General features: G+C 37.6%; 5 protein-coding genes. 2 read left to right on the plus strand and 3 right to left on the minus strand.

Features of this window, described 5'->3' with window-relative positions; translation table 11 throughout:
* The 3 genes from AC22ZQ_RS13730 to AC22ZQ_RS13740 all read right to left on the minus strand — a co-directional run.
* The coding region (locus AC22ZQ_RS13730) for a hypothetical protein (protein WP_318959334.1) at window positions 1–663 on the minus strand (663 nt) is incomplete at its 3' end.
* Window positions 664–745: 82 nt separating this feature from the next.
* The gene (locus AC22ZQ_RS13735; RefSeq protein WP_318959335.1) at window positions 746–1,222 is read right to left on the minus strand and encodes a PaaI family thioesterase; all 477 of its coding nucleotides are present in this window, start codon (window positions 1,220–1,222) and stop codon (window positions 746–748) included.
* Entirely contained in the window at window positions 1,209–2,177 is a 969-nt protein-coding gene (locus tag AC22ZQ_RS13740) for an NAD(P)H-dependent flavin oxidoreductase (protein ID WP_318959336.1), read from the minus strand. Before AC22ZQ_RS13740 ends, AC22ZQ_RS13735 begins: the two co-directional genes overlap by 14 nt.
* Window positions 2,178–2,267: 90 nt before the next feature.
* Here AC22ZQ_RS13740 and AC22ZQ_RS13745 point away from each other — a divergent pair, with 90 nt between their 5' ends.
* Both AC22ZQ_RS13745 and AC22ZQ_RS13750 read left to right on the plus strand, forming a co-directional pair.
* Window positions 2,268–2,828 (plus strand): type 1 glutamine amidotransferase, encoded by a 561-nt coding sequence (locus tag AC22ZQ_RS13745; protein WP_318959337.1) that lies wholly within the window; start codon window positions 2,268–2,270, stop codon window positions 2,826–2,828.
* Between the two features lie 34 nt (window positions 2,829–2,862).
* The coding region (locus tag AC22ZQ_RS13750) for a hypothetical protein (RefSeq protein WP_318959338.1) at window positions 2,863–3,164 on the plus strand (302 nt) is incomplete at its 3' end.

Genomic DNA, 3,164 nt, shown 5'->3' on the forward strand with positions numbered 1-3,164 from the left:
CAAACTACCAATTTCTGCCCAGCTACAAGCTGTAGTTGTAACATTGGTATCTCCAATCGGTACATTGTTTATGTATAATTGTAAGTAAGAAACTGCAGTACTATTTACCACGTTTGTAGCCCAAAAAGAAAATAAATACCCTGTGTTTGGGTTAACACTCACCGTTTGTCTCCAAACTGTAGTGTTCGGTACGTGTGAACCGTTCGCCACTAGCATATTTCCATTTCCTGAAGTGTGATCTCCACAGGTAACAAAATTACTGTGTGTTAAACTTGGGTCTGTAGAAACGGTATATTGTCCACCATTCGAAAGCAACCCCCAAGTACCTCCCTGTCCGGGAATATAATCTGTGGTAAAGTTATTACTTGTATTGTTTGTTCCCCCTTCAAAATCTCCGTGTTGAACTAAGTTGGTATTCCCGTAATTACCCGCCATTAGGGTATAGGTTCCTGACTGACTCACCCAAAGAGAATCATTATCTACAGGCTCACTCCATTGATAGAAATCATAACCACTTGGTCCGGCTAAGATTAATGTATCATACGTACAAATTGTTGTATCCACACCTAGGTCTACTTCATCGAGTCCTAAACACTGGGCTAGAGAACTTGAGCTAAAAGAAAAAAGTAAGAGTAGAATGAAGAGTGAATGTAGTTTACTCATTGGATGTTTGAATTGTTAAATAGTTCCTTAAAAAACGTGATTTTTCACGAATTAGTTGCATAGTCAACAATCAAAAATACGCTTATTTCACTTTAACTGAAAGCTCCAAAACAAAACTTGCCACAATTGTCCCACTTTTGTCTTTGGCCAAAATCTCTACTTTTTCATTTTGTCTCTCCCCAAGCGCTTTGGCTTTTTCTACTAAAGCTTTTATTTTCTGACCTTCACTGCAGTAAAACTGTATATCAGACTCCGCTCTTTTATGAAACTGTGCTTCAAAGGATTTGAAGGCAAAGGAGATCTTTAGTCCGTATCTTTCCGCAAAGTAAAACGCCAAAATACCACCAGAAACATCAGCTCCAACACTTAAGGCTCCAAAATACATGGACCCCAGATGGTTTTTCGTTCTTCTTCTAAGACGTATACCAATGGTTACCTCTTTTTCTGAGATAGAAATAAGCTTTGGTTTACAAAAAGCCAACATCGGAATTTTAAAAACTCCCAACATCCATAATTGACGTTGCATTTTTGCTTTCGATATTTCCTTAACGGGCTGCATTGTATTCTTCTTTTAAACGATTTACAATTGCAGTAATGGGTTCTATCTTTTTAACATACTCAATACTAGGTCCGGCACACCAAACCGTTTTATAGGTTGCACTAAAAGCAGCACTTCTCAATTTTTTCATTCCCTTGTAAAAAGTAAATGCCTTGAACCACTTCTTCAATTTTTTGTTCTTGTTAAGCAGTCGCTCTAACCAATTTTGTTGGGTTCCAATTTTTTCAACGTACGGAGTTTTTATAACTGTACAGGGAGTCCCAGAAAGTTTGGTGGTCATCACTATATCCTCCGCTCCATAATCTACAATGGCTTGTTTGTATTCATCAGAAACTCCAGCTTCATCCGAGGCAATAAATACAGAGCCCATAGAAAGTCCATCAGCACCGAGTTCTAAAATTTCTTTCATCTGTTGTCCGGTTGCCACTCCCCCAGCAGAAATCACTGGAATGGAACAATTTTCTTTCAGTAAAGGGATTAACTCTTTATATGATAGATTTCCGGCATGCCCACCTGCTTCACGATTCACAGCGATTAAGGCATCTGCACCGAGAGCTTCCACCTTTTTGGCATATTTCACATCCGTGACATCACAAAAAACTTTGATTCCGTGCTGATGTGCTTTTTTAATGGTTTCCTCGGGAGACCCCAAACTTGTAATGATGTAGTCTACCCCTACTTCGCACAATACTTCTAATTGCTCCTTGTATAAAAAATTACTCTTGTTTACAATTAAATTAATACCAATTGGACCCTTCACATCTGCTTTCATTTCTACTAAAGCACTTTTCAGTTCCTCCACTGTTCTAAAATTTAAAGCAGGAATTGCACCGGTAATTCCACTTTCTGCAGCCGACTTTAACATGGCCACATTAGACACTAAAAACATAGGAGCCATGATGATAGGCATTTCTATGTTTAACATTTGAGCAAGTTTCACTTTTGAAAGATCCATAGTAGATTTTTTATGTATACATAATACAAGTCCCTAATTTAAAAAAGTATTCTTAACTTTCCTTCATTGGTTCAAATATTCTGTAAGCTAATGATTTTAATTGTAAACTGCGGATCTAACAAAGTACCCTACCTAGAAGACATAGTAAACGATCATATGGATTACACTACTGTATCCATGTATGATGTTGGAAAAACTGATTTAAGTGAATTTAAGGGTATTATTATTTCTGGTGCCCCTATCCTTATATCACAAGTCAATCCAGATCCATATTTAGAGGCATTTAGCTTTGTAAAGGAGATTGAAATACCGGTTCTAGGCGTATGCTTCGGTCATCAAATTCTAGGAATGGAATTCGGAGCGTTTCCAGCTTTAGAAAAAGAAGATAGAGACTGGCAAACCATCAGTTTCTACGAAGAAAGTCCTTTGTTAAAATCTATCCCCAAGGACACTTTAATGATGGAGGATCATACGGAAAGCATAAGCATACCTCCAGGTTTCAAACTCTTGGGAGGATCTGACCTTTGCGTAAACGAAGCCATGGAACACAGAGAAAGACCGCTTTATGGAGTACAATTCCACCCTGAAGTTTCTGGAAATATGGGAGCTCGATTAATTGAAAATTTTGTGAATATTTGTAGAGAAAGTTAAAATTATATATCATTGTCTTAAAATCACCGACAAAATGAAAACCATCCTAAGTCTTTTAAGTCTATTCACCCTACTTCTTACTTTCGCACAAAACAAAATTGATGAAAAGTACTTTGAAACCAGCGGACGACAACGCGCGAATTTCATCATCAATAAAGAAGGCTTGACGTATAGCTTTATCAATCATTCAGTGGGAACTGAATACGGACATTACAATCATAATGACTGCAAACTCTTTATAAGCTCAGGAAACACAATTTTAGATACGCTTAGTATACTCAACCTATATCCTCCAAATCCTGCAGGTGCTGGATGGGATCCTTCAGTTCTAAATGC

The sequence above is a fragment of the Lishizhenia sp. genome, from assembly GCF_057456495.1.